We start from the raw sequence: 26564 nt of genomic DNA, 5'->3' as shown, positions 1-26564 counted from the left end.
TGCGTCGACATGCAAGTCGGAATTGGCAGACGCCGCGAGCGCTGCAACGACGTCGAAGTACACTGGCGTCCCTCACGCACAGGCTTCGTCCTTGAACGCATCCGACTCGCCATCGCAGGACGTTTCGCTGCACGACGCGCTCGCGTCCTATGCGCGGCGCTGGCCGGATGAAGCGGAGGTGGCGCGTTCGTTCGCGGCGTTCCTCGACGAGGCGCCGACGGTGTTCGAGCGCATCCACCTGGAAGGTCACTTCACCGCGTCGTCGTGGCTGGTCGATCGCGGCGGCACGCGCGTGCTGCTCACGCACCACCGCAAGCTCGAACGCTGGCTGCAGCTGGGCGGCCATGCCGACGGCGACCGCAATCTCGCGAACGTGGCGCTACGTGAAGCGGAAGAGGAGTCGGGTCTGACCGACCTGCGCGTGGAGCCGGAGATCTTCGATCTGGACCGGCACTGGATCCCGGAGCGCGGCGACGTCCCCGGCCACTGGCACTGGGACGTGCGTTACGTGGTGCATGCCGAAGGTCGCGAGGATTACGTCGTCAGCGAGGAATCGCACGACCTCGCATGGCGACCCGTCGATGCGGTACTGGCGGATCCGGGCAGCGATGAGTCGATGCGGCGGATGGCGGGGAAGTGGAAGGCGCGGTCGCCCTGATGCCACGCACCCCTGCGATCCTTTCGCCCGGGTAAGCGAAACGCACCCGAGGGCAGGATGGCGCTGCTTAAGCAACGATCGGTCACGCTGTCGCTTCGTTGCCCCTCACCCCACCCTCTCCCGGTGGGAGAGGGCTAGAGCCGATCGCCGCCGCTAGCAAGCCGGCGAATGCCCAAGACGATCAATAAAGAACGCGCGTCCGCAGCGTGCCCGGGATGCGCGCCAGTTCCTCGCGCACCTGCGCCGCCTGTTCCTGCGTCGCGGTGACGTCGATCACGACGTAGCCGACCTTCGGATGCGTGCGCAGGAACTGGCCGTCGATGTTCACGCCCAGTCGCGAGAACACGTCGTTCACCTGCGACAGCACGCCCGGCACGTTGCGATGGATGTGCAGCAAGCGCGTGCTGCCGGTGTGCTCGGGCAGCGTCACTTCGGGAAAGTTCACCGCCGACAGCGTCGAACCGTTGTCGCTGTAGCGGATCAGCTTGGCCGCCACTTCCAGGCCGATGTTTTCCTGCGCTTCCAGCGTGCTGCCGCCGATGTGCGGCGTCAGGATGACGTTGTCCAGGCCGATCAGCGGCGAGACGAACGGATCGGCGTTGCCCTGCGGTTCCACCGGGAACACGTCGATGGCGGCGCCGCCGATCGCGCCGGAAGCAAGAGCGCCGGCGAGCGCGTCGATGTCCACCACCGTGCCGCGCGAGGCGTTGATCAGGTGCGCCCCGGGCTTCATCTTCGCGACCTGCGCCGTGCCGAACATGCCCTGCGTCGCCGGCGTCTCCGGCACGTGCAGCGTGACGATGTCGCTGCGTTCCAGCAGGTCGTCCAGGCCCAGCGCCATGCGCGCGTTGCCGAGCGCGAGCTTGGTTTCGATGTCGTGGAAGATCACCTGCATGCCCAGCGCTTCGGCGATCACGCCGACCTGCGTGCCGATATGGCCGTAGCCCACGATGCCGAGCGTCTTGCCGCGCACTTCGTGGCTGCCGGCAGCGGACTTCGACCAGCCGCCGCGATGGCACTGCGCGCTCTTCTGCGGGATGCCGCGCATCAGCATGATCGCTTCGGCCACCACCAGCTCGGCGACGCTGCGCGTATTGGAGTAGGGCGCGTTGAACACCGGGATGCCGGCCAGTTCCGCCTCGTCCAGGTCGATCTGGTTGGTGCCGATGCAGAACGCGCCGATCGCCATCAGCCGGCGCGCGTGCGACAGCACTTCGGCGGTCAGCTGCGTGCGCGAGCGGATGCCGACGATGTGCGCCTGCGCGATTTCCTGTTGCAGCAGCTCGGCCGGCAGCGATTTGTCGTAGAGCTGGATGTTCGAATAGCCGGCGTTGCGGAAGCTTTCCACGGCGGTCGGCGCGACGCCTTCCAGCAGCAGGACGCGGATGTCGGACTTCGGGAACGAGGTCGTCAGGCTCACGACGGTATCGGGTGTGGGTGGGCCTTGGACTATGTCAGAAATCCGGGCCGGTTGCTGCGCTGCATCACTGGACGCCGGCGCGCGGGCGGTGGCAGGCTGGGGCTCCTGTCCGGCCCGCGTCCCACGCGCCTTCCATGACCGATCCGCAGCCCATCGATGCCCGCCTGGAGCGCCTGCGTGCACAGCTCCCCGGCCTTCGCCTGACGACCGATCCCGCCGATGCCGAGCACTACGGCCGCGACTGGACGCGTCGCTGGACGCCCGCACCGCTTGCGGTGGCGTTGCCGGCGTCCGTGGATGAGGTCGCCGCTATCGTGCGCTGGGCCGTGGACGAAGGCGTCGCGATCGTTCCCTCGGGTGGACGCACCGGCCTGTCCGGCGGCGCGGTCGCCGCGAACGGCGAACTCGTGCTCAGCCTGGAACGCATGAACCGCGTGCTCGATTTCGACGCGGTGGATCGCACGCTCACCGTGCAGGCCGGCATCGCGCTGGAAGCGGTGCACAACGCGGCGCGCGAGCACGGGCTCGTCTATCCGGTCGATTTCGCTGCGCGCGGCTCGTGTTCGATCGGCGGCAACATCGCGACCAACGCCGGCGGCATCCGCGTGATCCGCTACGGCAACACGCGCGAATGGATCGCGGGGCTGAAGGTGGTGACGGGCGCGGGCGAAGTGCTCGAACTCAATCGCGCGCTGATCAAGAACTCCAGCGGCTACGACCTGCGCCAGCTGATGATCGGTTCGGAAGGCACGCTCGGCATCGTGGTCGAGGCGACGCTGCGACTGACCGATCCGCCGCCGCCGACGAACGTGATGCTGCTCGCGCTGCCCTCGTTCGAGACGCTGATGCAGGTGTTCGCGGCCTTCCGCGAACGACTCACGCTGGAGGCGTTCGAGTTCTTCACCGACCGCGCGCTGCACCACGTGCTGGCGCACGGCGCGCAGAAGCCGTTCGACGAAGTGCATCCGTTCTACGTCGTCACCGAGTTTGCGGTGGGCGACGAGGCGAAGGAAGCCGCCGCGATGGCGGCCTTCGAGTTCTGCCTGGAAAACGGGCTGGTGAACGACGGCGTCATCAGCCAGAGCGATGCGCAGGCCGCGCACCTGTGGCGACTGCGCGAAGGGATCACCGAGGCGTTGGCGAAGTACAAGCCGTACAAGAACGACGTGTCGGTGCGGATCTCGGCCATGCCGGCGTTCCTCGCCGAAACCCAGGCGCTGCTGGCGCGCGAGTACCCGCAGTTTGACGTGGTGTGGTTCGGCCATATCGGCGACGGGAACCTGCACATCAACGTGCTCAAGCCCGACGACGCCGACTACGCGGTGTTCGTGGACCAGTGCGAACACGTGACGCAGCTGCTGTCCGACGCGCTTGCCCGCCACGGCGGCAGCATCTCGGCCGAACACGGCATCGGGCTGGTCAAGAAGCCCTACCTGCTGGGTACGCGTTCGGCCGCCGAGGTCGAGCTGATGCGCGGCATCAAGCGGGTGCTCGATCCGAAGGGGCTGCTGAATCCGGGGAAGGTGTTCGACGCTTGACCATCCCGGTGTTTTGAGCCCTCCCCCCCTTGGAAGAGGGGTGGGGGGTGAGGGTCGGGGCGCGAGGGCACGCGCGCACTCGCGACATGTGCTTTTGCAGTAGCAATGGTGCGGTCTCTCCCGAGCAAGCCTGCGGGCACGTTCCCGTCGGGAGAGCAGCTCAAGCATCAGGTGAACGCTCCCACGATGCGCAACGATCGACACCGATTTTCGGACCGTAAACCGGTACCCTTCGCGGGCCGGCCGCGACGCGGCCTTCCAACGAACCGGGAAATCCTGATGAAGCGTTCCGTCCTGCTGCTTTCTCTCGCCCTGATGGCCGCCACGCCGGTGGCCTTCGCCTCCAGCTTCGCCGGTACGTCCGCGGGCTCGTCCGCCGGCGGCAGCTCCGCGTCCAGTGGCGCGAGCTCCGATTCGAGCTCCGGCAAGGACGACAAGGTGGTGCAGGCCGCGCGCGAGGATGCCGCGAGCTTCGTCGCCAGCGATGGCGCGATCCGCGGCGCCCAGCTGGAAGCGGCGTTGCGCCATCTGCGCGAGCAGGTCCCGCAGGCACGCGAGGCCAGCGACCTCGAACTGGCGCAGGCCATCCTCGCGCAGTGAATGCGGTGAACGGCCGCCGCGAACGCATTCGCGGCGGCCATGCCGTGCTGGCCGCGGCCTTGTGCGCGTGGAGCGCCAATGCCGCCGCCCTGAAGCTCGATCCCGCCGGCCTCTCGCCGGACGAACGTCTCGCCACGCAGCGACTGCTCGACGACGCACAGGCACGATTGCCTGAACGCATACGTGCGCTATCCGGTCGCGACATCACCGTGCGCTGGTCGACGTTGGCCGACGAGGTGCACGGTCACGCCGGCCGCTCGGAACTCCTGCTCAACCGCGAACTGCTCGCGCCGCTGATCGAAGGCACCGAGGCAGCGCGACACGCGGCGCTGGCGACCGTTCTGCACGAGCTCGCGCATTTCCAGGATCGCGACGAGAACATCTCCGGCGATCCGCGTTTCCTCGATCTCGCCGGCTGGCAGGTGCGCGCGACGCGCTTCAACACGCGCGTGGCCGGGCGCACGCGGGAGAACCGTTTCGTCGACCGCAGCCCGGATCCATACGAGCTCACGCGGCCGTCGGAGTATTTCGCCGTCAACGTCGAGCATTACCTGCTCGATCCGCAATACGCCTGCCGCCGGCCGGCGATGCACCGCTATCTCGAACAACGCCTTGGTTCGACGTCGGCGAGCACGCCGTGCACCGACGACCTGGTGTACGTCGATGCGGGCGAAGGAGACGACGGCGCGATCGGCGCGATCGATCCCTCGCGCGTCTACGCGATCGATTACCTGCTCGCCGAAGGCAACGCGCAGCCAATGAGTCGCTGGGGCCACAGCATGCTGCGCCTGGTCGTGTGCGCCCCGGGCCGTGCGCCTGGGCCGGATTGCCGTTTCGATCTCACGCATCATCGCGTCCTCTCGTTCCGCGCCTTCGTCGACGACGTGCAGATTTCCAGCTGGCGCGGGCTGAGCGGTCGCTATCCGTCGCGCCTGTTCGTCTTGCCGATGCAGCAGGTGATCGACGAATACACGAAGGTCGAACTGCGCGGGCTGCGCTCGGTGCCGCTGCGGTTGTCGCGCGAGGAGATCGCGGCGGTGCTCGAACGCACGTCGCAGCTGCACTGGAGTTACGACGGGCGTTATTACTTCCTTGGCAACAACTGCGCAGCGGAGACGTGGAAGCTGCTGCACGACAGCATGCCGCGGCTTGCGGGGCAGGGCATCGGCAGCATCACGCCGACCGGCCTGCTGCGGCGGCTGGGGAACGCCGGCGTCGCCGATATGTCCGTGCTCGACGATCCCGCGCAGGCGTTGCGCCTGGGCTACCGCTTCGAATCGCAGGGCGCGTATTACGACGCGTTGTATGCAGCCGCGAGGACATCGTTGTCGCTGCCGCCGCGAACCGTCGCGCAGTGGATGGACCTGTCACCCGAGCAGCGTCGGCCGTCGATCGAGCGGGCCGATCTTCGGACCAGCGCCGCGCTGCTGATCCTCGAACAGGCCGCGCAGCGGCGCGCCCTGACGCAGGTCCGCGAGGCGCTGAAGCGGCGTTACCTCGCATCGGACCGCGAGGACGACGCGCCCGACGTCGTGCGTCGTCTCCTGCAGGAAAGCGTGTATCTCGGGCAGCCGTCGCGTCTGCTCGATGGACGCGGCTACGGCGTGCCGCAGCCCGACGAACGCGCGGCGCTCGACGCCCGCAGCGCTGCGCTACGCAGCGAGCTTCAGGCGACGCGTGCGGAGCTGGAACAGGGCGCGCGCGAGTGGATGGGCGCGGCGCAACGCGATCGGCTGGATGGCATCACCGTGAACACGCAATTGCTCGGTTCGCGTCTGCGTGCGCTGCATGCGGAGCAGGGCGGATTGCGCTTGCCCTAGGGGTTGGGGGGCGATCAGCCGAGCCACTTCGTCATCAGTCGTCGCGAATGCAGCGCGTAGCCGCGACGACGGTAGATCTCGCGCGCGTTGTCGTTGTCGTCGCTCACCTCAAGCCGCACGCAGCGCAGGCCTTCGGCGATGCACAGCCTCTCGACTTCCTCCAGCGCCCGCTTGCCGACGCCGCCACCGCGATGCGCGGGCAGCACGTACAACTCGTCGAGCAGGCCGAAGCGACCACCGAATTCCAGGCTGAAGCAGAAACCAACCACGACGTAGCCCGCCAGTTCGCCGTCGCGTTCGATCAGCACGAGGCGGCCGTTGCGGGCGTCCGCGAGCAGCGCTTCCATCGCCACGCGGACGCGTGCTTCGTCCCACTCGATGTGCTCGTCCGCATGGAACTGCCGGATCACCGGCAGCAGCGCGGCGAGATCGGAAGCAGCGGCGGGTGGGAAGGTCGGCATATCCGCGGTCGACAGGCGATGCGCGATGGCCGCGCATCGCCCGGATGGATCAGTCCGCGCGACCGGCGAACTCGCCCGTCGTGGTGTTCACCAGCACGCGCTCGCCGTTGCCGATGTACTCGGGAACCATGATCTCGATGCCCGTCGACAGCTTCGCCGGCTTCGGACGCTTGGTGGCCGTGCCGCCCTTGAGCTCCGGCGGCGTCTCGATCACTTCGATCGCCACGCTCTGCGGCAGCTGCAGCGCGACCGGTGCGTCGTCGATGATCTGCACGTAGCAGCCGGTGAGGTCGGCGACAATGTAGCCGGCCAGGTCGCCCACGACGTCGGCGTCGAGCGTGTACGGCGTGTAGTCCTCGTCGTCGAGGAACACGAACGCGTCGCCGTCCTTGTACGAGAACGTCGCCTGGCGGCGGCTCAGCTCGACTTCCTTCAGCTCGTCCTCGGCGCCCATGCTCACGTCGAGCTTGGTGCCGCCGGGCACGCTGTACATGGTGAAGCGGAACTTGACGTTGCCGCCGCGGCCCTGAGGCGAGCTGCGCTCGATGTCGCGGATCTGGTAGACCGCGTTGTTGTACTCGACAACGTTACCTTTCTTTACGTCGTAGGCTTTCATGGCTTGTTCGTTGGTTGTGATTCGTGATTCGGAACAGCGCGTGGTTGCGAGTGGTGTCGTGCTTTCGAATCACGAATCACCAAACACGAATCACCGCTTCACTTCGGCGCAAGCCGCGTCGCGCCGTCGAGGCGGATCGTCTCGCCGTTGAGGTAGGTGTTGCCAAGGATGTACGCGACCAGGTCGGCGAATTCCGTCGGCTGACCGAGGCGCGACGGGAACGGGATCGACGCGGCCAGCGACTGCTGCACCGAGTCAGGCATGCCGTCGACCATCGGCGTCCAGAACACGCCCGGCGCGATGGTCATCACGCGGATGCCGAAACGCGACAGTTCGCGCGCCATCGGCAGCGTCATGGCGACGACGCCGCCCTTCGATGCGGAATAGGCGGCCTGGCCGATCTGGCCTTCGTACGCGGCCACCGACGCCGTGTTGACGATCACGCCGCGCTCGCCGTCGGTGCCGGCCTCGTTGTGCTGCATGAGGTCCGCGGCGGCCTTGGCGACGTTGAAGCTGCCGACCAGGTTGACCATCACTGTCGACTGGAACTGCGCGAGCGGCATCGAGGCTTCGCGGCCGAGCACGCGGCCGGCGCCGAGGATGCCGGCGCAGTTGATGGCGACGTTCAGTCCGCCGAGGAACTCGCGCGCGGCCTTCACGTTTTCGGACACACCGGTTTCGCTGGTGACGTCGGTCTTGAAGTAGCGGGCGTTGATGTCGCCCAGTTCGGCGACGGCGGCCGCGCCCTTTTCGTCGTTCACGTCGAACAGTGCGACCTTGCCGCCGTGGGCGACCAGGTGCTGGGCAACGGCGAGGCCGAGGCCGGAAACGCCGCCGGTGACGATGGCGCGGACGGATTGGAGCTGCATGGGCGTGGTTCCTGGACGCGGAAAGGCGGGATTTTAGCCTGCTCCGGCCATTCCCACCGTCGGGTACCGCTCGCGCAGCTCTTCGGGCGTCATGCCGGGCGCGAACAGGAACCCCTGGCCCACGTGGACGCCCAGTTGCAGCAGGAAATCGCGGTGCTGGCCGGTCTCCACGCCCTCGGCGACGAGCGCCAGCCCGAGGCTGCGCGCGATGCCGGTGACCGCCTGGCAGACGGCCACGTCGGACTGGTTGTCCGGCACGCCCTGCACGAACAGCTGGCTGAGCTTGAGCCCGTGGATCGGCAGCCGGCGCAGGTAGTTCAGCGCGCTGTAGCCCTCGCCGAAGTCGTCGATCGTCAGGATCACGCCGAGCTGGCGCAGCGCGGCGAAGGTGCGCAGCGTGTCGGGTGCGTCCTCGATGAGCACGCGTTCGGTGAATTCCAGTTCCAGCGCGTGACCCGGCAGGCCGTACTCGGCGAGCACCGCCGCGACCGTGCTGGCAAGGTCCTCGCCCAGGAACTGCCGGTACGACACGTTCACCGCCACGCGCGGGATGTTGAGCCCCGAGTCCTGCCATTCGCGCATCTGCCGGCAGGCTTCGTTGAGCACCCAGTCTCCGATTCCGACGATGTCGCCGGTGGTCTCGGCGTGGTCGATGAACTTGTCGGGCCGGATCTCGCCGAGCGAATGGTTGCGCCAGCGGATCAACGCTTCCGCCGCCACGACGTCGCCAGTGCGCATGTCGATCTGCGGCTGGTAGACGAGGTGGAACTCCTCGTTGTTGACCGCGCGGCGCAGATGGGTTTCCAGCTGCAGGCGATGCAGCTGCTGTTCGGCCAGTTCGGGCGTGAACGTCTGCCAGCCGTTGCGGCCGCGCCGCTTGCTGTCGTACATCGCCACGTCTGCGCTCTGGATCAGCTGCTGCGAACGCACGCCGTCCAGCGGCGCCTGCGCGATGCCGATGCTAGCGGTAATGCTGAATTCCTCGCCGTCCAGGCGGAAGCTGTCGCCGAAGATCTCCAGGATCGCATCGGCCAAGCGCTCCGGGCGCGATGGATCGCTGCCGGTGTCGCACAGGATCAGGAACTCGTCGCCACCGAAGCGCGCGATCAGCCCTTCGTTGCCGATGGCGCGCTGGATGCGACGCGCGGCTGACGCCAGCAGGCGATCGCCCGCCGCGTGACCGAGCACGTCGTTGACCACCTTGAAGCGATCCAGGTCGACATACAGCACGGCCAGTTGCGAGCGCAGCGGATCGTCGAGCCGGCTTTCCAGTTCCGCCAGCACGGCGTCGCGGTTGAGCAGGCCGGTGAGCGGGTCGCTGCGCGCCTGCACGCGCAGGGTTTCCTCGTCGTGCTTGCGCTCGGTGACGTCCTGCAGCGTGCCGGTCAGGCGGGAATGCAGCGGATCGCCTGCTTCGGCCTCGCCGATCACGCGGGCCCAGAACGTGCGTCCGTCGGCGCGATGCCCCTGCACCTCGAGGTCGAGGTTGCGGCCGAAGGAAATCGCTTGGCCGAGCGCGGCGCGCAGGCGGTCGCGATCGTCCACGCGCAGGCAGTCGAGCATGCCTTCGATGGTGTCCGGCGCCGGGCGATGGCCAAGGATGCGCTGCGCTTCCTCGGTGAGGTAGAGCCGGTCCGGCGTCACCTCCCATTCCCAGCCGCCGATGTGCGCCATGCTCTGCGCGCGGTCGAACAGCGTGCTGTCGCGCTTGAGCGCGGTGATGTCGGAGAACAGCGACAGCACCTGCTGCGGCTTGTCGCCGCCGGCCGGGAACTGCGGCACGGCCGTGACCGAAAGCCACATCAGCTGCTGGCGCTGGCGGTGGTACAGGCCGACGACGGTGCTTTCGATGATGCGGCCGCTTTGCAGCGCACGCGCCGATGGGTAGCGGTCGGACGCCAGCTGGCGCCCGTGTTCGTCCATTACCAGCCACTGCTCGCCGCGCATCGCGTCGTTGACCAGCTCGTCCTCGCCGACGCCGAGGATCTTCATCGCGGCGACGTTGGCGTAGGTGATCTGCAGTTCCGCGTCCTGCACGACGATGCCGCGATCGATCGCCTCCATCAGCTCGCGATAGCGCAGTTCGGCGGTGTGGCGGCTGCTGAGGTCGCGCGCGACGGCGACCATCGCCTTGCGGCCGTCGAAGGTCAGCCCGGCGGTGTGCACTTCGACGGGAAAGCGCGTGCCGTCACCGCGCATGTTGGTGACTTCGACCACGTAGGTGTCGCCGCGATTGAGCGTTTCCCACACCGGGGCCATGTGGTCCTGCGGCAGGTCGGGATTGAGCGTCTCGATCGGCTGGCCGACGATTTCCTCGCGCGCGCGGCGATAGGCGTTCATGCCGGCCTTGTTGAGGTCGAGCACGGTGCCGTCCCACGCGATGATGCTCACCGGATCGGGCACCGCATCGAAGAGCGTGCGATAGCGCGCGCGTTCGGCTTCGCAATCGGCCAGCGACTGCGCCAGCGCCTGGTGCGCCTGCAGCAGCAGCTCGCGCGTCGGCGCGGGCAGGGCGCCGTCGCGCGCCGCGTCCTGCAACGCCGCCAGCGTGGTTTTCGCATCCACCGGAAGGGGCGGGGCGGTGTCCTGCGCGGGCGAGCGTGGTTTCATGAGGAGGCCGGTCAGGTGGTGGCGAGGGCCTTGCCCACCTTGCTGCCGGTCTCGCGCCCGAGTTTCGAGGCGAGCCAGCGGCCGGTGTCGGCGAGTCTGGCAAGGTCGATGCCGGTCTCGATGCCGAGCCCGTGCAGCATGTACACGACGTCCTCGGTCGCCACGTTGCCGCTGGCGCCCTTCGCATAGGGACAACCGCCAGTGCCGGAGACCGCGGCGTCGACGACGGCAACGCCTTCTTCCAGGCACGCGAGCACGTTCGCCAACGCCTGGCCGTAGGTGTCGTGGAAATGCACGGCCAGTGCGTTGACCGGCACTTCCGAGGCCACCGCGAGCAACATCGCGCGCGCCTTGCCGGGCGTGCCGACGCCGATGGTGTCGCCGAGCGAGACCTCGTAGCAGCCCATGTCGTGCAGTGCACGCGCGACGCGCACGACGTCGGACAGCGGCACTTCGCCCTGGTATGGGCAGCCGAGCACGGTCGATACGTAACCGCGCACCGCGACGCCGTCGGCACGGGCGCGTTCCATCACCGGCGCGAAGCGCTGCAGCGATTCGTCGATGGAGGCGTTGATGTTCTTGCGGTTGAACGCTTCCGAGGCCGCGGTGAACACCGCGATTTCCTCCACGCCCACGGCGCGCGCACGTTCGTAACCCTGCTCGTTCGGCACCAGCACCGGATAGCGCACGCCCGGCGCGCGATGGATGCCGGTGAAGACTTCCGCGGCGTCGGCGAGCTGCGGCACCCATTTCGGGCTGACGAAGCTGGTCGCTTCGATGCTGCGCAGGCCGGTGCCGGAAAGCCGGTCGATCAGTTCGATCTTGTCGGCAGTGGCAATCGTCGCCTTTTCGTTCTGCAGCCCATCGCGCGGGCCGACTTCGACGATGCGGACGGAAGACTTCATGCCGGCCTCATTCGTCCTGCGCCAGCGCGACGAGCACGGCATCGGCTTCGACGAAGTCGCCCGCGGCCGCGCGCACCTGCGCGACGGTGCCCGCGCGCGGCGCCTTCAGGCTCAGCTCCATCTTCATCGCTTCGATCACCATCAGCTCCTGTCCGGACTCCACGGTGTCGCCCTCGGCGGCCTTCACCAGCACCACGCGGCCCGGCATCGGCGCGAGCACGTTATGGCCGGCGTTGCCGCCGCCGCTGCGCTCGTGGCGATACATCGGCACCCCCAGCAGGCGCAGGCGGCGTTCGCCGTCGTGCACCACCAGACGCTGGCGGTCGTCGGCCAGCGTATCCAGTTCGAACGTAAATCGGCGTCCATGTCCGCCAATGCGCAGGCTCAGCGCCCCGTCGGCCTCGATTCGCGCCCCTTCGACCGCGTGGGACTGGCCCGCCAGGTCGATCCGGTACGTGCCGCCCGCGCCCTGCGCCTGCAGCTCGACACGGTTGTCGCCCTGGAGGAATGCCAGGCTGCGATGGCCGCCGTGGCCGAGGCGCCAGCCGTCGGCGATGGCCCAGGGCGAGGTCGGATCGGTCGACGCCGCGGCGCGGCGGCGCGTGTCCTGTTCCTGCGCGTGCAGCACCGCGGTGGCGCCGGCGATCAGGCGCTCGGTGATGTCTTCATCGGCCGGCGCGAGGAACTCGTCGAGGTGGCGGTCCAGGTACCCGGTATCGATGGTGCCGTCCACCACGGCCGGATGCCGCGCGAGGCGTTCGAGGAATTCGATGTTCGACTTCGGCCCGGCGATGTCGCACGTAGCCAGCGCCGCGCGCAGCCGCGCCAATGCGGCGGGGCGGTCGGCGGCGTGCACGATGAGCTTGGCGATCATCGGATCGTAGAAGATCGTGACGGTGTCGCCTTCGACCACGCCGGAGTCGATGCGAACGCCTTCGCCCGCATGCGGCAGGCGCAGGCGTTCGAGCTTGCCGGAACCGGGCAGGAAGCCGGCGTCGGGATCCTCGGCGTACAGGCGCACTTCGATCGCATGGCCGTTCTGCGCGATGGCGTCCTGCGCGAGCGGGAGCGCGTCGCCCGCGGCCACGCGCAGCTGCCACTCGACCAGGTCGAGTCCGGTCACCATTTCGGTGACGGGGTGCTCCACCTGCAGGCGCGTGTTGATTTCCATGAAGTAGAAACCGCCGTCCTGGCCGACGATGAACTCCACCGTACCCGCGTTGACGTAGTCGATCGAGCGCGCGGCGAGCACCGCCGCTTCACCCATCGCGGCGCGCAGCTGCGAGGTGAGGAAGGGCGAGGGCGATTCTTCCAGCACCTTCTGGTAGCGGCGCTGCGCGGAGCACTCGCGTTCGTTGAGGTGGATCGCGTGCCCGTGCGTGTCGGCGAAGACCTGGATCTCGATGTGGCGCGGCTTCTCGACGTAGCGCTCCAGCAGCACGCGATCGCGACCGAAGGCGTTGGCGGCTTCGCGCTGGCAGCTCTGCAGGTTCGCCGCGAACTCGCCGCTCGCGCGCACGATGCGCATGCCCTTGCCGCCGCCGCCGTGCGCGGCCTTGATCATCAGCGGATAGCCGATGGCGTCGGCCTCGCGCTGCAGGCGTTCGGGTGACTGGTCCTCGCCCGTGTAGCCCGGCACGACCGGCACGCCGGCGGCCTGCATCAGCTCCTTCGCGCCGGCCTTGCTGCCCATCTTGCGCATCGACGCCGCCTTCGGGCCGATGAAGGCAATGCCGGCGGCTTCGACGGCATCGGCGAAATCGGCGTTTTCGCTGAGGAAGCCGTACCCCGGATGCACCGCCTGCGCCCCGGACTTCAACGCCACTTCGATGATCGCATCGCCGCGCAGGTAGCTGTCCTGCGGACGCGGGCCGCCGATGGGCCAGGCTTCGTCCGCCTGGCGCACGTGCTGCGCATCGGCGTCGGCTTCGGAATACACGGCGACCGTGCGGATGCCGAGGCGGCGGCAGGTGCGGATGACGCGGCAGGCGATTTCGCCGCGGTTGGCGATCAGGATCTTGTCGAACGGGCGTTGGGGCATGAGGTCACTCGGGACGGTGGCACACGGCTTCGATGTTGTTGCCATCGAAGTCGATCACGAAGGCGCCGTAGTAGTTCGGGTGGTAGTGCGGGCGCAGGCCGGGTGCGCCGTTGTCGCGCGCACCGTGCTGCAGGGCGATGGCGTGGAACTCGTCGACGGCGGCACGCGATGACGCGACGAACGCGACGTGCAGGCCGGTGCTTGCCGTCTGGCCGGTGCCGATCCAGAACGCGGGCTTGCCGTCGGGGCCGAAGCCGCACCCTTCGTAGCCGCCGGTCTGTTCCTTCGTCACGTCCATGACGATGCCGTAGTCGAGCACGCCGAGCACGCGCTCGTAGAAGGCGCGCGAATGCGCGTAGTCGGACACCGTGATTCCCATATGGTCGAGCATGGTCGGTCCTTCTGGTTCGATTACGGGATCCAGCGCGGCTTGCGCTTGTCGAGGAACGCGGTGAGTCCTTCCTGGCCTTCCTCCGACACGCGCAGGCGCGCGATCAGCGCGGCGTTGTCGTGGTCCAGGCGATCGCGGTCGCGCTCGAACGCCACGCGCCGCACCAGCGTCTTGGCCTCGGCGCTCGCGTGCGGGCCGGCCTTGAGCAGCAGGTCGACTTGGCGTTGCACCGCGGCGTCCAGCGCGTCGCCTTCCACAACCTGGTGCAGCAATCCGATGTGCAGCGCGGTCGCCGCGTCGAAAATTTCCCCGGTAGCGAACCAGCGTCGTGCCTGACGCGGACCGATGGCATCGAGCACGTAGGGCGAGATCACCGCCGGCAGCAGCCCGAGCTTGCTCTCGGTCAGGCCGAACTTCGCGTCGGCCGAGGCAATGGCGATGTCGCAACAGGCCACCAGCCCGACGCCGCCGCCGAAGGCCGCGCCCTGGATGCGGGCGATGGTCGGGCGGGGGAGTTCGTCCAGGGTCCGCATCAAGCGGGCGAGGGCGAGCGAGTCGGTGCGGTTGGCCTCCTCGCTGGCGGCGGCCATGCCGCGCATCCAGTTGAGGTCCGCGCCGGCCGAGAAGGAGGCGCCTTCGCCCTCCAGCACAACGACCCGGACGCTGTCGTCGGCGGCCACGGCTTCCAGGGCGCCGGTCAGGGCGGCGATCAGCATCGCGTCGAAGGCGTTGTGCAGCTCCGGACGATTCAGGCGCAGGCGGGCGACGGGCCCTTCGCGCAGGTTCAACAGCGGATTGGTCATCGGCCGGATTGCTTGCTGGAGTTTGGCGAATGATAGCCGCTGCCCTCCGACGGCCATGCTGCAGCCGCGTACGGCGGCGGCCGGGTGCTACAATTGAGAACGATTCCCATCTTGTCGACCCGTCGCCGCCCGCGGCGGGTTCGGCCTAAAGGTGACCCTTGAAGCTGTCCGAACTGCAACGCCGCACCGCCGCCATCGTCGAAGCCGTCGAGGACCAGGCGCCCAACGACGCGATCGCCCGCCGCCTGCGCGAGCTCGGCTTCGTGCGCGGCGAACGCGTGGAAGTCATGGCCGCCGGCCCGGTGTCGAAGGAGCCGCTGCTGGTGCAGATCGGCTTCACGCGTTTCGCGCTGCGCCGCACCGAAGCGGCGCGCGTGAGGGTGTCGCTCGAAGGCGCGCAGGCCGCGGCGGGAGCGATCGCGTGAGCGCGGCCGAAGGGACGGTGAAGGGCGTGGCCGTCGTGCAGAGCGCGGCCGCGCAGAGCGTGCGCGTCGCGCTGATCGGCAACCCCAATTGCGGCAAGACGGCGCTGTTCAACCAGCTGACCGGCAGCCGTCAGAAGGTCGCCAACTACGCCGGCGTCACCGTGGAGCGCAAGGAAGGCCGTTTCCACGCACCGTCGGGCCGCCACTACGCGGTGCTCGATCTCCCCGGTGCCTACAGCCTGCACGCGGCGAGCCTGGACGAAGCGGTCGCCCGCGACGTCTGCCGCGGCTTCTATCCCGGCGAACCCGCGCCGGACGTGCTGGTGTGCGTGGTCGACGCGACCAACCTGCGCCTGCACCTTCGCTTCGCGCTGGAAGTGCGCGAACTCGGCCGCCCGATGGTGCTGGCCGTCAACATGATGGACGCCGCCAAGCGCCGCGGCATCGAAGTGGACCTGGCCGCGCTGGAACGCGAACTCGGCGTTCCGGTCGTGCCGACGGTGGCGGTCCGCAACGGCGGCGCGCGCGAACTGGTCGCGATGCTCGATCGCGTCGCCGGCAAACTGCACGAGCCCAGCGCGCACCTGCCGGCCGACCTCGTCCACGATCCCGACGCGCTGCACGCCGAAACGCGCCGCCTGCTGTCGCTCGCCGTGACGATGCCCCGCCGCACCGCCGAGGTGGACGACGCGCTCGACCGCTGGCTGCTGCATCCGGTGCTCGGACTGGTGTCGCTGGCGGTGGTGATGTTCCTGATCTTCCAGGCGGTGTACGCCTGGGCGACGCCGCTGATGGACCTGATCGAAGCCGGCACCGGCGCGCTTGGCGAGACAGTCGGCAGCGTCATGCCCGACGGCCCGCTGCGCAGCCTGATGCTCGACGGCATCATCGCCGGCCTCGGCGGCGTGATCGTGTTCCTGCCGCAGATCCTCATCTTGTTCGCCTTCATCCTCGCGCTGGAGGAATCCGGCTACCTGCCGCGCGCGGCGTTCCTGCTGGATCGCCTGATGTCGCGGGCGGGCCTGTCGGGGCGGTCGTTCATCCCGCTGCTGTCGAGCTTCGCGTGCGCGGTGCCGGGCATCATGGCGACGCGTTCCATCCAGGATCCGCGCGACCGCCTCGCCACGATCCTCGTTGCGCCGCTGATGACGTGCTCCGCGCGCCTTCCGGTGTACGCACTGCTGATCGGTGCGTTCATCCCGCAGCGCCAGGTGGCCGGCGGCCTGCTCAACCTGCAGGGCCTGGTGCTCTTCGCGTTGTACGCGGCCGGCATCGCCAGCGCACTGGCCGTGTCGTGGATCATGAAGAAGTGGCGCCGCGACAAGAGCGAGCACGCGTTGCTGCTCGAACTGCCGTCGTACCGCATACCGCATCCGCGCGATCTGCTGATCGGCCTGTGGGAACGCGCGTGGATCTTCCTGCGCCGCGTCGGCGGCATCATCCTCGCGCTGACGATCCTGCTGTGGTTCCTGCTGTCGTTCCCGGCGGCGCCGGCGGGCGCGACGGGCCCGGCGATCGACTACAGCTTCGCCGGCCGCATCGGCCACGCGCTGACGGCGGTGTTCGCGCCGATCGGCTTCAACTGGCAGATCTGCATCGCGCTGATCCCGGGCCTGGCGGCGCGCGAAGTCGCGGTGTCCTCGCTGGCGACGGTGTACGCGTTGTCGGCCGCGAGTGATGAAGCCGCGGCGCAGGCGCTTTCGCCGATCATCACCGGATCGTGGTCCCTGGCGACCGCGCTGTCGCTGCTGGTGTGGTTCATCTACGCGCCGCAGTGCATCTCGACCTTGGCGACGATCAAGCGCGAGACCAACTCGTGGAAGCAGGTGGCGATCGCCACGGGCTATCTGTTCGGCCTGGCGTACCTGGCGTCGTTCGCGACGTACCACATCGCCGTGGCGCTGGGCGCGGGATGACGATGGACGCCGGCCTGCTCGCGCAGTACGCGATCATCGCCGTGGCGGTGATCGTCAGCGCGTGGTTCGTCGCGAAGCGGCAGTTCCCGAACGCGGTGCGCCGACTGCGCGTCGGCCTCGCCATTCCGCTGGTGCGCGAAGGTCGCGCCGCGTGGATGCAGAAGCTCGGGCGCCGGATCGCGCCGCCTTCGGCCTTGAGCGATGCATCCTGCGGCGGCTGCAACAGCTGCGGGCCGTCAACGCCGCGGCGTCATTGAAACCGGCAAGTTCCTTTCCCGAGTAACGAAACCCTTCTCCCGCGTGCGGGAGAGGGGTTGGGGTGAGGGCAAGCGGACGATTACGCCGGTCGTAGCGTCAGTGTTTCCGCCGCGCCTTGTACCCGCGCACTTCCACGGCTTCGACTTCCAGCGTGAACGAGCGCTCCTCGCCATTGAACAGCGCGCCCACGCCCATCACCTGACGCTCGATTTCCTCGCCATCCGCGTTACGGATGGTGAGCACCACCGAGTACTCCAGCGCGTTCTCGCCGGGCGGCGGCTTGATCGTGCCCTCCACGCGCAGCGGCACCGACCGCAACTGCGCGGATTGCGCGGCGTCCGGATCGAAACGCAGGTGGTGCCGGCACGACGGACAGACGTTGGCGCTTTCCAGGATCGTCGTCTTGCAGTGCGGGCACGTCCGCGTCGCGCCGGGCGTACCGGGGCGCGCGAGGCTCATGACGTGGCGGACGCCTCGGACTTCGCTTCGCCCTTGTCGGCCTTCTCGTTCTTGTCGGCCTTGCCGGCGCTGCGCGTGTCGCGATCCTCGAATCCGAAGTCGACCTGGCCGCGCATGCGCGAACCCGGCGCGATGCTGACGACGCCGGCCTTGATGTCGCCGACGACCACGCCGCCTTCGAGCAGTTCGACGCGCTGCGCCGATTCGACGTTGCCTTCAAGCTCGCCGGCGATCACGACCTTGCGCGCACGCACGCCGCCGTTGACCTTCGCGCCGACTTCCACGGTGAGGTCGCCTTCGACATGCACGTCGCCCTTGAACCGGCCCGCGATGCGGATGTGGCCGGCGCCGTTGATCTTGCCTTCGATCGACAGGTCGGCGGCGATCACCGACTCCTTGCCTTCGCGTTCGTTCGCACGCGGGCTCGGCGACGGCGCAGGAGAGGGCGCAGGTGCAGCTGCAGCGGCGGGCTTGGGCGCGCCGAAGGAGAACTCGTCGCGTGCCGGTTCCTTCGGCAGCGCCGATTCGGTCGGATTCGTGGGAGCGGGGCCATTGTCGCGCTTCGGCGTTGCGGGCTGTGGGGAATTGAAGATCGCCATGACGCACTTCCTCGATTGGCAGGGGCGGGGCAATGCACGGGGGTGCAGAGAACGGGGTGCAACCCAGCCGAGGCTACGCCCGCAAAACCGCGCTGCGTGTGACTCGCCTCACCCAATCGTTGCCGGCTTTGCACCGTTCATATGCCGATCACCTGCCTGAATCCGCATCAGAGCGCCTTAAGCCTGCGAAGCGCATCACATGCGGAAGACACCGAAGCGCGTGCTGGCGTCACCCGGCGCGCTCTCGATGGGCGCGTTGAAGCTCGCGGACAACGCGAGACCGAGCACGCGACGCGTGTCGGCCGGATCGATGATGCCGTCGTCCCACAGGCGCGCGGTCGCGTAGTAAGGGTTGCCCTGCGATTCGTACTGCTCGCGGATCGGCGCCTTGAACGCGTCTTCCTCTTCGCTCGACCACGACTTGCCGGCCGCTTCGATGCCGTCGCGCCTCACCGTCGCCAGCACGCTCGCGGCCTGTTCGCCGCCCATCACGCTGATGCGTGCATTCGGCCACATCCACAGGAAGCGCGCGCCGTATGCGCGGCCGCACATCGCGTAGTTGCCGGCGCCGAAGCTGCCGCCGATGACGACGGTGAACTTCGGCACGTGCGAGCACGCCACCGCCGTCACCATTTTCGCGCCGTCCTTCGCGATGCCGGCGTTCTCGTACTTGCGGCCGACCATGAAGCCGGTGATGTTCTGCAGGAACACCAGCGGGATGCCGCGCTGGTTGCACAGTTCGATGAAGTGCGCGCCCTTGAGCGCGCTCTCGGCGAACAGGATGCCGTTGTTGGCGACGATGCCCACCGGATAGCCGTGCACGTGCGCGAAGCCGGTGACCAGCGTCTTGCCGTAGCGCGCCTTGAACTCCTGGAACTCGCTGCCGTCGACCACGCGCGCGATCACTTCGCGGATGTCGAACGGACGACGCGTGTCCTTCGGGACGACGCCGTACAACTCGCTGGTCGGGAACGCCGGCTCGCGCGACTCGCGCACCGCGACCGGCAGCGTCTTGCGGCGATTGAACGTGCCGACGATGTCGCGCGCGATCTGCAATGCATGGCGGTCGTCTTCGGCGAAGTGATCCGCGACGCCCGACACGCTGGTGTGCACGCCCGCGCCGCCGAGCGCTTCGGCGTCGACGACTTCGCCCGTGGCCGCCTTCACCAGCGGCGGGCCACCGAGGAAGATCGTGCCCTGTTCCTTGACGATGATCGACTCGTCGCACATCGCCGGCACATAGGCGCCACCGGCGGTGCACGAGCCCATGACGACCGCGACCTGCGGGATGTTCTCCGCGCTCAGCCGCGCCTGGTTGTAGAAGATGCGGCCGAAGTGTTCCTTGTCGGGGAACACCTCGTCCTGCAGCGGAAGGAACGCGCCGCCGGAATCGACGAGGTAGACGCAGGGCAGGCGGTTCTCGCGCGCGATTTCCTGCGCGCGCAGGTGCTTCTTCACCGTCATCGGGAAATAGGTGCCGCCCTTGACCGTGGCGTCATTCGCGACGATCACCACTTCCTGGCCCATGACGCGGCCGATGCCGCAGACCATGCCGGCGGCTGGCGCTGCATCGTCGTACATGCCTTCGGCCGCGAGCGGTGCGATCTCGAGGAAAGGCGAACCGGGGTCGAGCAGCGCGGCGATGCGATCGCGCGCGAGCAGCTTGCCGCGTTCGGTGTGCTTCGCACGTGCCTTCTCGCCACCGCCGCCGGCTGCGCGGGCGAGGCGGGCATCCAGCTCGTCGACCAGCGCGCGGTGGTAGGCGACGTTGTCCTGGAATTCCTGCGAGCGGGGATCGATGTGGGAAGTCAGTGCGGGCATCGATGCAGCGGCGTGCGGAAGATGCGGCATCAGACCATAAAGCGCGGGAATGGGCCAACGGTGCCCGACCTGCGCGGCATGCACGCGCAAAGAAAAGGCCCGCGCAAGGCGGGCCTTTCCAGTGGAACGATCGCGCGCCTTACTTGCGTTCGGCGGCTTCCTGCTCGGCCTTCTCCGCAGCGTTGTCGGCCTTCTCGGCGACCTTGCTCGCCGCGTCGGCCGTGGCCTGCGCGGCGTCGGCGGTGGCAGCTGCCGCACCGGCCGCCGCATCGTTGGCGACTTCGCGCGAACGTTCGGCGGCGTTGTCCACCGCAACGCTCGCGCGATCGGCGGCTTCGCTGGTCGCAGCCGCCGCAGCCTCGGCCGATTCCTGCGCGGCGTTGGCGGAGGCGTCGGCGGCCTGGTTGGCCGCAGCGGCGGCTTCGGCCGCTTCGCTCTGCGTGTCGGCCTGGTGGCAGGCCGACAGCGACAGCGCAGCAGCGGTCATGGCAATGGCGACGTAAAGCTTGGTGTTCATGGGTTTCTCCGTGTGACGGGGTTTGGGTCCCAGCCGGGGCGCACGATGCCAGCGGCCGCGCGAAGGAAAAGTCATCGTCGGGGACGCCGATGCCCGGACGGATGAATCGTGGAGAAACCGTTGCCGACCGAACGCACGTCCGTCGTTACACGCGCGATGGGTCGTGGGGCTCAGGTCGATGCATGTGGATCGACGAGCGCGGTACCGTCACCTCGGTCCCATTGCGATGCATGCGCGGATGCCACTGCGGATGCCACAAATGAAAAAGCCGCCGGAAATCCGGCGGCTTCTTCGAAGCGGTAATCACCTGGGCAATTGCTTGCCCGCGGTTATTACTTCTTCTCTTCCTTCGAAGCTTCGGCAGCCTGGTCGGCAGCGTCAGCAGCCTGGCCAGCGGCGTCAGCAGCCTGCGAAGCGGCGTCGGCAGCGGCGTCGGCAGCGGCCGGAGCAGCAGCGGCGGCGGTGGCGTCGGCCGAAGCGGCGGCGGCGTCAGCAGCCTGGGCAGCGGTGTCGGCAGCAGCCTGGGCAGCGTCGGCAGCAGCGGCGTCGCCCGAAGCAGCGGCGTCGGTGGCGGCAGCAGCGGCTTCGGTCGAAGCAGCGGCGGCGTCAGCAGCGGCTTCGTCAGCCTGCTTCTGGTTCGAGCAGGCGGCCAGAGCGGCAACCATAGCCAGGGCGATCAGCGCCTTGTTGAAGGTCATGATTTTTATCCTCGTCGTTTAGTTAGGCAACGCGCAATTGCGCGTCAATAACATGATGACAAGCCGGTGACGCGTGTCAAGCGGCTTGGCCGGTTTTTTTTAGGTAATGCGTTTTTAACGCCTTATAGCAGCTCGATGGCGACAGCGGTAGCCTCGCCACCCCCGATGCACAGCGAAGCCACGCCCTTCTTGACGCCCCGTGCACGCAGCGCGTGCAGCAACGTCACGACCAGACGGGCGCCACTGGCGCCGATGGGATGCCCCAGTGCGACCGCGCCGCCGTTGACGTTGAGCTTCTCGTGCGAGATGCCCAGGTCCTTCATCGGCGCCATGGCCACACAGGAAAACGCTTCATTGACCTCGAACAGGTCAACGTCCTCGACCGACCAGCCGGCCTTGGCCAACACGTTTGAAATCGCTTTCACCGGCGCGGTGGTGAACCACTCCGGCGCCTGCGCATGGCCGGCATGCGCGACGATGCGCGCGAGCGGCGTCAGGCCACGCTTGGCGGCTTCGTCGGCGCTCATCAGCAGCGTGGCCGCGGCACCGTCGGAAATCTTCGAGGACGACGCAGCGGTCAGCACGCCATCCTTGCCGAACGCCGCGCGCAGCGTGGGGATCTTCCCGAGGTCGATCTTGCCCGGCTCCTCGTCGGTGTCGACGACGACGTCGCCCTTGCGACCCTTGACCGTGACCGGCACGACTTCGTCCTTGAACGCACCACCGCTCACCGCCGCCTGCGCGCGACGCGCGCTTTCGGTCGAGTACGCGTCGAGCGCTTCGCGATCGAAGCCGTACTTGTGGCTCGTCGCATCGCCGAACACGCCCATCGCCTTGCCGTCGTACGGATTGGTCAGGCCATCCCACGCCATGTGGTCGAGGAATTCCGCGCTGCCGTAGCGGATACCGGTGCGCGAGTTGTTGAGCAGGTGCGGTGCGTTGGTCATCGACTCCATGCCGCCGGCGACGACGACGTTGGCCGAACCGGCCTTGATCAGGTCATGCGCCAGCATGATCGCCTTCATGCCCGAGCCGCAGACCTTGTTGATGGTCGTGCAACCGGCGGAGGTGGGAAGGCCTGCACCCAGCGCGGCCTGGCGGGCGGGCGCCTGGCCCAGGCCGGCCGGCAGCACGCAGCCCATGATCACTTCGTCGACCTGGTCGGCGGCGACGCCGGCATGTTCGAGCGCACCCGTGATGGCGGCCTTACCCAGCGCGGGGGTCGGGACGCCGGTGAACTGGCCGAGGAAGGAACCGATGGCGGTGCGCTTGGCACCGACGATGACGACGTCGCTCATGAGGACTCCAACTGAAGGTCGAACCGTGACAGCGGCCAGCGCGAGGGCCGGAACCCTCCGATTATGCGGGGCCGTGCTGCGGCGCGGCAAACCGGGCTCAGCCCAGCTTCAGCAGGAACAGGGCGCGGCCACGTCCTGGTTCGCCCTGCCGGCGAAACCCCAACGGCTCATAAAGCGAGGGGACGCCGGTCCAGACGAACGCCCCGGCCTGCCGCTCCCCCGGCGCCAAGGATTGCGGGTACGCCTCGACCTCGGTCGCGCCCCGCTGCCGGGCCAGCTCCACCGCGGCAGCCACCAGCGCCCGGGCCACCCCGACACCGCGCCAGCGCGGCGGCACATACAGGCAGTTGAGCGACCAGGTATCGGCGGACCATTGGCGAACCAGCGACTTGCTCCGGTCGACCCGCGGGAACTCAGCGCGCGGGCCGATCCCGCACCATCCGGCCGCCTCATCATCGACGAATGCGAGCACCCCGGAGGCCGCGCCGGCGTTGACGAGTTTGCGAAACGCCTCGCGGTTGGGTTCGCCTTTCGCTGCCTCCCACGCCGCCCGCCCATCGGCACGCGCCACCACATGCACCAGCACCCGCCGCAGGCGCCACGCGGGCCGAGCAGCGTTTCGACGATGGACCAGTCGTCGCAACCCAGAGGTCGGGTGAGGATGGCGTTCATCGCGTTCACCGATGTGCGCGGAATGTGGCGCCCGACGCGGTTTCCGTCACCGGATCGTGCGGTTGATTGTGGACGATCCGCATTGGGTCGATACTCGATTCGCGATCGCTGGGGAGCGATGCGATTTCATTCAGATGGGGAGCGTCATGCATTACAGGCACAAGGAACTGGTGACGGCGATGCGCAGCGTGCTGCTGTGCTCGGGCTTGATGGGGCTTGCCGCGTGCGGCGGCGGTGGTGGCGGCGGGAACGTGCGCGAGACGCCTCCGCTCTATGCACCGCAGCAGCCGGGTACGCCGCCGCCGAGCACTCCGTCCAATCCGACACCGCCTGTCGTCAGCACACCCAATCCCGCGTACAGCCAGCACATCGCGCTGACCAACACCGCGGCCGCGCACCAGGCCGGCTTCACCGGCGCCGGCGTACGCATCGGTGTCGTCGACAGCGGCGTGAATCGTAACCACCCGGCGCTCGCGCCGCGCGTCGTGGCGAACTTCAATTACATCGCCTCGCCACCGAACAACCTGCAGGTCGACGACGTGCTCGGCCACGGTACGGATGTCGCGCAACTTGCCGCCGGCACGCCGTTCGGTGCATGGCCGGGTGGTATCGCGCCGGGCGCTCAGATCGTGTCGGCGCGCATCCTGTCCGACACGCCGCCGAAGGACGACGGCACGGGGCAGGGCAACGAAGTCGGCGGCGAACTCGGCATGCGTCAGGTCCACCAGCAGCTGATCAACAGCGGCGTGCGGATCATGAACAACTCATGGGGCGGCCTGTACTGGACCAACACGGTCGCGACCAATCCGATCGCCGACGAATACCGCCCCTTCGTGTTGAGCAACAACGGCCTGGTGGTGTTCGCCACTGGCAACGACGGTCGCCCGAACCCCGACAGCATGGCGGGACTGCCGAGCCAGCCCGGCCCGAACGGCACGCTGCCCGCGGCGGACCTGGAACGCGGCTGGCTTGCGGTGACCGGCGTCAATCCCAACAACGTGCAGCAGCTCGACGTCGATTCCAACGGCGCGGTCTACGCCAACGCGTGTGGCGTCGCGATGCGCTATTGCCTGGCGGCGCCGGGTACGACGGTGTTCACCGGCGTCAATGACGGCCCGACCTCGCCGTCGTACTGGCGCGGTTCGGGCACCTCCTTCGCTGCGCCGCAGGTGTCGGGCGCAGCGGCGCTGGTGTGGCAGGCGTTCCCGTACTTCAGCAACGACCTGGTGCGGCAGACGTTGCTCGGCACGGCGACCGACCTCGGCGCGCCGGGCGTCGATCCCGTCTTCGGCTACGGCCTGCTCAACGTCGGGCGCGCGATCAACGGACCGGGCCGTTTCGACTGGGGCGTGACCAGCGTGGACGTCACCGGCACGAGTCGTCCGTGGAGCAACGCCATCGCCGGCAGCGGCGGGTTGCGCAAGCGCGGCACCGGCACGCTCGCGCTGACCGGCGCGAATACCTACACCGGCGCCACCATAGTCGAGCAGGGCACCCTCGAAGTGCAGCGCGCCATGCCGGGCGGCGCGACGGTAGCCAGCGGTGGACGCCTGCGCCTGAACGCCGGCCTGCAGGGCAACCCGGTCGCGGCGAACGTCGGTGCGCTGGACAACACCGGCACCCTCGAATTCCTTGGCGGCAATACCGCGCAGGGCGCGACGTACTCGATGTCGTCGTTCCGCAACAACGCCGGCGGTGCGATGGAACTGCAGATCGGCGCGCACCTGGACGTGTCCGGCACGGCGACGCTTGGCGGCGAACTGCGGCTGACCGGCCGTGCGCCGAACTACATCATCGCCACGCCCAGCATCAACACGCCCACGCGCGAGACCTTCCTCCAGGCCTCTACCGTGACGGGCACGTTTGCCACGGTCACGTGGTCGCCGTTCGTGACCGGTTCGGTCGCTTACGCGGCCACCGACGTCTCGCTGCTGCTCACGCGCGCCGACGTCGCCACGGCCGCGTCGTCGATGAACCTCAGCGCGACCGCGCTGTCCAGCGCGCAGCGCATGGAAGGCGCGATGGACCAGATCGACACCAGCGTCGCCAATGGCGAGGGCGCCAGTCTCGACGTGCTCGCGGGGGCGATCGCGTTCCAGGGCACGCCTGATGCAGCCGCGGCGGAGAAGTCGCTCTCGAGCCTCTCCGGAGAGCTGCACGTCGCCGACACCGCCTTCGCGATGATGGCGATCGAAGGCAACCGCCGCGCGCTGGAATCGCGCATCGACGCGCTGCAGGACGCGCCGCTCGGCGGCGCATGGTTCGACGACCTCGACTCGCAGCGTGCGCTCGCGCGCTTCGACATGCAGGCCGACGGCTGGATGGCCGGCCAGGATCGCCGCGTCGGCGCGCTGACCGTCGGCGCCGCGCTCGCGCAGACCGAAGGCTACGCACACCACGAGCAGCGTTTCGACCGCGAACACAACCGTCAGCTGGAGGCGCAGTTCTACGCGAGCTACGACCTCGGGCAGGGCTACCTGCTCGGCAGCGTTGCCGTCGGCCGCATGCAGCGCTGGACGCGTCGCGACGTGCTGCTCGGTGCCGACGCGTTCCGCCTCGGCACCGACTACGCGCAGCGTTATGCGAGCGTCGGCATGCAGGCCGGCTTGCCGATGAACGTCGGCGAGGGCCGCATCACGCCGTACGTCGGCCTGCAGAACCTGCAGCTGGAACGCGATGGGTTCAGCGAAGCGGGCGCGGTCGGGTTCGGCCTGAGCACCGATGCCTCGTCGATGCGCGTCAGCCAGGCCTTGCTCGGCGCGCGCTATGCGACGCAATGGAACGTCGGTTCCATGCAATGGGACCTGCAGGCGCGCGCGGAATGGCAGCGCCTGCTCTCGCAGTCCGGGGGCGACATCCAGGCGCGTTTCACTGCACTGGACGCGTGGTCGCCGATCGTGGGCGGCGCGCTGGATCGCGACGTCGGCGTGCTGGGCTTCGGCATTGGCACCTGGCTGCGCTACAACAGCCGCCTGAGCCTGGACGTCGATGCACGCAGCGATCACGGCGAAACCTGGACGCAGGCGATGCTCAACTGGACGACGGCGTTCTGATCGGCCGACGCGCCAGGGCCGGCACGTGCGTGGCCGGGACATTCATGATGCAATCGGTACCAGCGCTGCGCGCCTGACCGCCGGGGGGCGGTGCGAGCAGCACCAAAGGGGACAAA

The 26564-nt window shown here is 68.5% G+C and carries 24 protein-coding genes; 8 read left to right on the top strand and 16 right to left on the bottom strand.

Going from position 1 to position 26564, the window contains the following annotated elements:
• Positions 1-91 precede the first annotated feature (91 nt).
• On the top strand, positions 92-658 hold the full coding sequence (locus tag GOY17_RS12010) for an NUDIX hydrolase (protein WP_232338417.1): 567 nt from the start codon (positions 92-94) through the stop codon (positions 656-658).
• A 181-nt stretch (positions 659-839) separates the two neighbouring features.
• On the opposite strand, the gene serA is transcribed toward GOY17_RS12010, so the two are convergent.
• A complete protein-coding gene (gene serA / locus GOY17_RS12005; protein ID WP_157030581.1) occupies positions 840-2078 on the bottom strand; it encodes a phosphoglycerate dehydrogenase in 1239 nt (412 codons plus the stop codon).
• Positions 2079-2212: 134 nt separating this feature from the next.
• On the opposite strand from serA, the gene GOY17_RS12000 reads away from it, so the two are divergent.
• The 3 genes from GOY17_RS12000 (at position 2213) to GOY17_RS11990 (ending at position 6036) form a co-directional block, all read left to right on the top strand.
• On the top strand, positions 2213-3616 hold the full coding sequence (locus GOY17_RS12000; protein WP_157030580.1) for a D-2-hydroxyglutarate dehydrogenase: 1404 nt from the start codon (positions 2213-2215) through the stop codon (positions 3614-3616).
• Between the two features lie 279 nt (positions 3617-3895).
• A complete protein-coding gene (locus GOY17_RS11995; RefSeq protein ID WP_115841785.1) occupies positions 3896-4216 on the top strand; it encodes a DUF2388 domain-containing protein in 321 nt (106 codons plus the stop codon).
• Between the two features lie 5 nt (positions 4217-4221).
• On the top strand, positions 4222-6036 hold the full coding sequence (locus GOY17_RS11990) for a DUF7844 domain-containing protein (protein ID WP_232338416.1): 1815 nt from the start codon (positions 4222-4224) through the stop codon (positions 6034-6036).
• A gap of 14 nt (positions 6037-6050) precedes the next feature.
• Here GOY17_RS11990 and GOY17_RS11985 read toward each other — a convergent pair whose 3' ends face one another.
• The 8 genes from GOY17_RS11985 to GOY17_RS11950 form a co-directional block, all read right to left on the bottom strand.
• The gene (locus GOY17_RS11985) at positions 6051-6497 is read right to left on the bottom strand and encodes a GNAT family N-acetyltransferase (RefSeq protein WP_157030579.1); all 447 of its coding nucleotides are present in this window, start codon (positions 6495-6497) and stop codon (positions 6051-6053) included.
• A 49-nt stretch (positions 6498-6546) separates the two neighbouring features.
• Entirely contained in the window at positions 6547-7113 is a 567-nt protein-coding gene (yeiP, locus tag GOY17_RS11980; protein WP_115841783.1) for an elongation factor P-like protein YeiP, read from the bottom strand.
• 98 nt (positions 7114-7211) lie between these two features.
• A complete protein-coding gene (locus GOY17_RS11975) occupies positions 7212-7982 on the bottom strand; it encodes an SDR family NAD(P)-dependent oxidoreductase (protein WP_157030578.1) in 771 nt (256 codons plus the stop codon).
• Positions 7983-8015: 33 nt separating this feature from the next.
• The gene (locus tag GOY17_RS11970; protein WP_157030577.1) at positions 8016-10592 is read right to left on the bottom strand and encodes a sensor domain-containing protein; all 2577 of its coding nucleotides are present in this window, start codon (positions 10590-10592) and stop codon (positions 8016-8018) included.
• 11 nt (positions 10593-10603) lie between these two features.
• Positions 10604-11497 carry a hydroxymethylglutaryl-CoA lyase gene (locus tag GOY17_RS11965; RefSeq protein WP_157030576.1) on the bottom strand — a complete coding sequence of 298 codons (894 nt, stop codon included), beginning with the start codon at positions 11495-11497 and terminating at the stop codon, positions 10604-10606.
• 7 nt (positions 11498-11504) lie between these two features.
• Positions 11505-13538 (bottom strand): acetyl/propionyl/methylcrotonyl-CoA carboxylase subunit alpha, encoded by a 2034-nt coding sequence (locus tag GOY17_RS11960; RefSeq protein ID WP_157030575.1) that lies wholly within the window; start codon positions 13536-13538, stop codon positions 11505-11507.
• A gap of 4 nt (positions 13539-13542) precedes the next feature.
• Positions 13543-13929 carry a VOC family protein gene (locus GOY17_RS11955; protein ID WP_115841779.1) on the bottom strand — a complete coding sequence of 129 codons (387 nt, stop codon included), beginning with the start codon at positions 13927-13929 and terminating at the stop codon, positions 13543-13545.
• A gap of 20 nt (positions 13930-13949) precedes the next feature.
• Entirely contained in the window at positions 13950-14732 is a 783-nt protein-coding gene (locus GOY17_RS11950; RefSeq protein ID WP_157031710.1) for an enoyl-CoA hydratase-related protein, read from the bottom strand.
• Between the two features lie 158 nt (positions 14733-14890).
• On the opposite strand from GOY17_RS11950, the gene GOY17_RS11945 reads away from it, so the two are divergent.
• From GOY17_RS11945 to GOY17_RS11935, 3 genes are read left to right on the top strand one after another with little or no spacing between them, the layout of a single operon-like run.
• Positions 14891-15157 (top strand): FeoA family protein, encoded by a 267-nt coding sequence (locus tag GOY17_RS11945; RefSeq protein ID WP_115841777.1) that lies wholly within the window; start codon positions 14891-14893, stop codon positions 15155-15157.
• Positions 15158-15192: 35 nt separating this feature from the next.
• The gene (feoB, locus tag GOY17_RS11940) at positions 15193-17073 is read left to right on the top strand and encodes a ferrous iron transport protein B (protein ID WP_157031709.1); all 1881 of its coding nucleotides are present in this window, start codon (positions 15193-15195) and stop codon (positions 17071-17073) included.
• Positions 17074-17075: 2 nt separating this feature from the next.
• Positions 17076-17330, top strand: a complete 255-nt coding sequence (locus tag GOY17_RS11935; RefSeq protein WP_157031708.1) for a DUF6587 family protein — start codon at positions 17076-17078, stop codon at positions 17328-17330.
• A 97-nt stretch (positions 17331-17427) separates the two neighbouring features.
• On the opposite strand, the gene GOY17_RS11930 is transcribed toward GOY17_RS11935, so the two are convergent.
• From GOY17_RS11930 to GOY17_RS11900, 7 genes are all read right to left on the bottom strand, one after another.
• Positions 17428-17790, bottom strand: coding sequence for a hypothetical protein (locus tag GOY17_RS11930; protein ID WP_157030574.1), 363 nt, complete (start codon positions 17788-17790; stop codon positions 17428-17430).
• Positions 17787-18389, bottom strand: coding sequence for a bactofilin family protein (locus tag GOY17_RS11925; protein ID WP_157030573.1), 603 nt, complete (start codon positions 18387-18389; stop codon positions 17787-17789). The genes GOY17_RS11930 and GOY17_RS11925 overlap by 4 nt, the downstream gene beginning before the upstream one ends.
• A 195-nt stretch (positions 18390-18584) precedes the next feature.
• Positions 18585-20210: a carboxyl transferase domain-containing protein gene (locus GOY17_RS11920; protein ID WP_157030572.1), complete on the bottom strand. Its 1626-nt coding sequence runs from the start codon at positions 20208-20210 to the stop codon at positions 18585-18587.
• Between the two features lie 139 nt (positions 20211-20349).
• The gene (locus GOY17_RS11915) at positions 20350-20727 is read right to left on the bottom strand and encodes a hypothetical protein (protein ID WP_115841773.1); all 378 of its coding nucleotides are present in this window, start codon (positions 20725-20727) and stop codon (positions 20350-20352) included.
• Positions 20728-21059: 332 nt separating this feature from the next.
• Complete coding sequence (locus GOY17_RS11910) at positions 21060-21425, bottom strand: hypothetical protein (RefSeq protein WP_115841772.1); 366 nt, start codon at positions 21423-21425, stop codon at positions 21060-21062.
• 122 nt (positions 21426-21547) lie between these two features.
• A complete protein-coding gene (locus tag GOY17_RS11905; protein WP_157030571.1) occupies positions 21548-22723 on the bottom strand; it encodes a thiolase family protein in 1176 nt (391 codons plus the stop codon).
• Positions 22724-22820: 97 nt separating this feature from the next.
• The gene (locus GOY17_RS11900) at positions 22821-23309 is read right to left on the bottom strand and encodes a GNAT family N-acetyltransferase (protein WP_232338415.1); all 489 of its coding nucleotides are present in this window, start codon (positions 23307-23309) and stop codon (positions 22821-22823) included.
• Positions 23310-23541: 232 nt separating this feature from the next.
• On the opposite strand from GOY17_RS11900, the gene GOY17_RS19060 reads away from it, so the two are divergent.
• A complete protein-coding gene (locus tag GOY17_RS19060; RefSeq protein ID WP_198173676.1) occupies positions 23542-26448 on the top strand; it encodes an autotransporter serine protease in 2907 nt (968 codons plus the stop codon).
• Positions 26449-26564 lie beyond the last annotated feature (116 nt).

The organism is Lysobacter soli (genome assembly GCF_009755585.1).
In the GTDB taxonomy this organism is placed as follows: Bacteria; Pseudomonadota; Gammaproteobacteria; order Xanthomonadales; family Xanthomonadaceae; genus Lysobacter_J; species Lysobacter_J soli.
Note: the sequence above shows the minus strand (reverse complement) of the source record. Positions and strands in the feature narration are given on the sequence as shown.